General features: G+C 54.4%; 4 protein-coding genes. 2 read left to right on the forward strand and 2 right to left on the reverse strand.

What is annotated here, in order from left to right:
- A partial coding sequence (locus tag ABYW01_RS15730) for a LysR family transcriptional regulator (RefSeq protein ID WP_372834457.1) occupies window positions 1–807 on the forward strand: 807 nt, incomplete at its 5' end.
- Here ABYW01_RS15730 and ABYW01_RS15735 read toward each other — a convergent pair.
- Window positions 786–1,574 (reverse strand): biotin/lipoate A/B protein ligase family protein, encoded by a 789-nt coding sequence (locus ABYW01_RS15735; RefSeq protein ID WP_372834459.1) that lies wholly within the window; start codon window positions 1,572–1,574, stop codon window positions 786–788. The genes ABYW01_RS15730 and ABYW01_RS15735 overlap by 22 nt on opposite strands.
- 142 nt (window positions 1,575–1,716) lie before the next feature.
- The gene (argH, locus tag ABYW01_RS15740; protein ID WP_193952449.1) at window positions 1,717–3,114 is read right to left on the reverse strand and encodes an argininosuccinate lyase; all 1,398 of its coding nucleotides are present in this window, start codon (window positions 3,112–3,114) and stop codon (window positions 1,717–1,719) included.
- 159 nt (window positions 3,115–3,273) lie between these two features.
- Here argH and hemC point away from each other — a divergent pair.
- Window positions 3,274–4,117: hydroxymethylbilane synthase (gene hemC, locus ABYW01_RS15745; RefSeq protein ID WP_372834462.1), on the forward strand; the 844-nt coding region annotated here is incomplete at its 3' end.

The raw sequence follows: 4,117 nt of genomic DNA on the forward strand, positions 1-4,117 counted from the left end.
ATAAAAGCAGCATCACTCAAGCTACACACGGTGCAATCCAATATCACCACCCGCATTCAACGACTGGAAGAGGAGCTGGATGCAGCCCTGTTTGTGCGTCGCGGTCGCAAATTGGAACTCACCCAAAGCGGGGAAATTCTCTACAACTACGCCAACCAGATGCTACAGCTTGAACGGCAAGCGACAGCAGCGGTCCACCTGGCGGCCGATAACTATGAACTGCATATTGGCAGCCCGGAACCTTTCGCGGCCGTGCACCTGCCTGCGGCCCTGCAGGCACTGCGGCGGGATTACTCCAACATCATCCCCAAAGTCCACTCCGCGACCAGTGCCGAGCTGATCACCGCGGTATTGGACCATCAGCTGGACTGCGCTTTTGTCGGCGGACAGGTTGAACACGGAGAATTGAATGTGATTCCTGCAGTACAGGAAGAGATGGTCGTAGTGACATCGAAAGAACAAACGGGGGAGCCCACGTTAATTATCCGCGGCGATGGCTGCGCCTACCGTGAGCGTGCGCTCGCCTGGCAGCGTAAAACCGGGCGCTGTAACGAAGAGACGATGGTCATGAGCACTGTGGATGGCTTGCTGGGCTGTGTCGCAGCCGGGTTGGGTTACACCGTCATCAGCCGTGAAATGGTGACCCAGAATCGCTATGAACACTCACTGCAACTGGAAAGCCTCAATGCCACAGAGTCAGCCATGAATATCATGCTGATTCACCGCAAAGACGCCCTTCCCATTGAAGCCATCAATATTTTAGCCGGGCTTTTTAAACAACCCGATCAGCCACGCTCAGCAAGCTGAGCAAACGCTTCAGCTAAACGTTCTCGCACCAGCAACGTCAGCTCGCCGGGCGCCAGATCGGCAGCCCGCTCACCCATCCGATGCTGCACACTGGTGGATACGGCCGGATCAAACACCCGGTCGCTGCCCGCCAGGTGATAGAAGCGGTTCACCACGTCGGTTCCGGCGACCGGGTCACTTTCCACCATCAACATGGATTGGGCCATGACAGCAGATCGCTGCACGCCATCATCCGATTTTTTGGCACCGATGATGCGCTGCGCAGTCCCGGTGATCTTCAGACCGTCCACCACCAGATTGTATTTTCCATCGCAGTAGGAGCCTTTAACCTCACCATAACCGGGTATCAGGCCGAGTGATGTCAGCGCCATCTGCAGCGGTTCGCACAGGGCTTCGTATACGGCATCCATACTGAACTGAAATAACTTATCCTGCCGGAACATCAGGCTGAAGTGGATGATGCCCGGTTCGTGTGGCACTGCAGTCCCCCCACTTTCGCGCACCAGCACCGGCCAGCCTTCCTGGCTCAGCTGTGCCTGTGCGTTTTTGAAGCTCGGAAAGCGGGTTTCTCGGCGGGTCACCACCAGACTCTGGGGGTTTTCCCAGATACGTGCCGTCGCCCCTCGCTTACCTGCCGCCACCTCTTTTAACAACGCAGTATCACGTTGCAACCCATCCAGAGGGTCAACGGAGATCGGTTCATTAATCAGACGCCAGCGGGGATAGGCTGCAAAAATGGCCGCGGCTTCAGACTGAGGATTCGACATAGACGAAAAGCTCCTGCAAAACAGAGAGATAACAATGTGCTAAGGCTAGCAGAAGGATGCAGAGGAGCATACTGGGGAGAACTACGTACAAACAAAAACGGGGTAACCGATGGCTACCCCGTTGATATCAAACCGCTTGTGATTAAGCCTGACGTTCAGCCAGCTTCTTCTCGCCGCGAGCGACTGCAGCACGCACCTGATTGGGTGCTGTACCGCCGATGTGATCACGCGCAGCAACAGAGCCTTCCAGCGTCAGCACATCAAACACATCCGCAGTGATCACATCAGAGAACTGAGCCAGTTCGTCTAACGTCATCTCGCCCAGGTCTTTATTCTGCTCAATACCGTATGCAACAGACTTACCGACAATCTCGTGTGCATCACGGAACGCAACACCTTTACGTACGAGATAATCAGCCAGATCGGTAGCAGTAGAGAAACCACGCAGCGCCGCTTCACGCATGCTCTCTTTTTTCGGCTCCAGCGCAGGGATCATATCCGCAAATGCACGCAGACAGCCTTTCACCGTATCGATCGCATCGAACAACGGTTCTTTATCTTCCTGATTATCTTTGTTGTACGCCAACGGCTGCGACTTCATCAACGTCAGCAGGCTCATCAGGTGACCGTAAACACGACCCGATTTACCACGTACCAACTCAGGCACATCCGGGTTTTTTTTCTGCGGCATAATAGAAGAGCCTGTGCAGAAGCGATCAGGCAAGTTGATGAAGTTAAACTGAGCAGATGTCCACAACACCAGCTCTTCAGACATACGGGTCATGTGCATCAGCAGGATGCTGGACGCCGCACAGAATTCAATGGCGAAATCACGATCCGATACGGCATCCAGTGAGTTTTCAGCCGGTGCACTAAAGCCCAGCAGCTCGCAGGTCATATCACGCTCGATCGGGTAAGTTGTACCGGCCAGCGCCGCAGCCCCCAATGGCATAATATTCGTACGCTCACGGCAATCAACAAAACGGCCGTAATCGCGGCTCAGCATCTCAAACCATGCCAGCAGGTGATGACCAAAGGTAACCGGCTGTGCTGTCTGCAGGTGTGTAAAGCCCGGCATAATGGTATCTGCTTCACGTTCAGCCACACCCAGTAAGCCCTGCTGCAGACGGGTAATCTCTTCCAGAATCAGATCCACTTCGTCGCGCAGGTACAGGCGAATATCGGTTGCGACCTGATCGTTACGGGAGCGCCCGGTGTGCAGTTTCTTGCCGGTAATACCGATCTTCTTAGTCAGTGCCGCTTCGATGTTCATGTGCACATCTTCCAGTGCCACAGACCATTCAAATTCACCGCGTTCGATTTCGATACGGATTTCACCCAGACCGCGGATGATGTCATCACGCTCGTCTTCGGTCAGCACGCCCGCTTTAGTCAGCATTTTGGCATGAGCGATAGACCCGCGGATATCCTGCAGATACATACGCTGATCAAATTCTACAGATGCGGTAAAACGGGCTACGAAAGCGTCGGTTGGCTCGTTAAAACGGCCGCCCCACTGCTGGTTAGTATTGTCACTCATGCGATCAACCTCGAATCTCGCAGCCAACGGTGGCTGCAGGCTAAAAATTTGCGACTTATTATATCATGCTCAACCCTCATCGCCCCTCTTCGTATCTGATACAATCGAGTCAATTGAATGCTTTCCACAACCCGCATGTGGTTTTTACAGGATCTGAAGATGAGCAAAACCCTCCGAATCGCCACCCGAAAAAGCCTGCTGGCACTCTGGCAGGCCGAATACGTCAAAGCAGAACTTGAAAAACACCACCCGGATCTGACCGTGGAGTTAGTGCCTATGGTGTCTCGCGGTGACAAGATTCTGGATACCCCACTGGCTAAAGTCGGCGGTAAAGGGCTGTTTGTAAAAGAGCTGGAAACAGCTCTGCTGGAGAATCGTGCCGATATCGCGGTTCACTCCATGAAAGATGTACCGATGGAGTTCCCTGAAGGCTTGGGCCTGAGCGTTATCTGTCCGCGTGAGCAACCAACCGATGCGTTTGTGTCCAATAACTACAAGCATCTGGATGACCTGCCCGCCGGTGCTGTCGTGGGTACCTCCTCCCTGCGTCGCGAAGCCCAGTTGCGCGAACGCCGTCCAGATTTAGAGATCAAATGGCTGCGCGGCAATGTGCAAACCCGTTTGGGCAAACTGGATGCCGGTGATTACGATGCCATCATTCTGGCGACAGCCGGCTTACTGCGACTAAAACTGGAAGACCGTATCACGCACGAAATCACGCCAGAAGACAGCCTGCCAGCCGGTGGACAGGGTGCCGTAGGCATCGAATGCCGCACAGACGATACCGATGCGATTGCACTGCTGAAACCATTACATCATCAGGAGACTGCATGGCGCGTGATGGCCGAGCGTGCCATGAACCGTCGTTTGGAAGGCGGCTGTCAGGTACCTATCGGTTGCTACGCCGTACTGAATGATGACAACAGCGAACTGTTCCTGCGTGGTTTGGTTGCCCGCCCTGACGGCACCAAAGTGCTGCGTGATGAGATCACCGGCACTCCGG

The sequence above is a fragment of the Pontibacterium sp. genome (assembly GCF_041587635.1).
Lineage (GTDB): Bacteria > Pseudomonadota > Gammaproteobacteria > Pseudomonadales > Balneatricaceae > Pontibacterium.

Excerpts from the sequence above, each read along its gene's own strand:
- ABYW01_RS15735 (WP_372834459.1), bottom strand. The coding sequence starts at position 1,574 with ATGTCGAATCCTCAGTCTGAAGCCGCGGCCATTTTTGCAGCCTATCCC.
- argH (WP_193952449.1), bottom strand. The coding sequence starts at position 3,114 with ATGAGTGACAATACTAACCAGCAGTGGGGCGGCCGTTTTAACGAGCCA.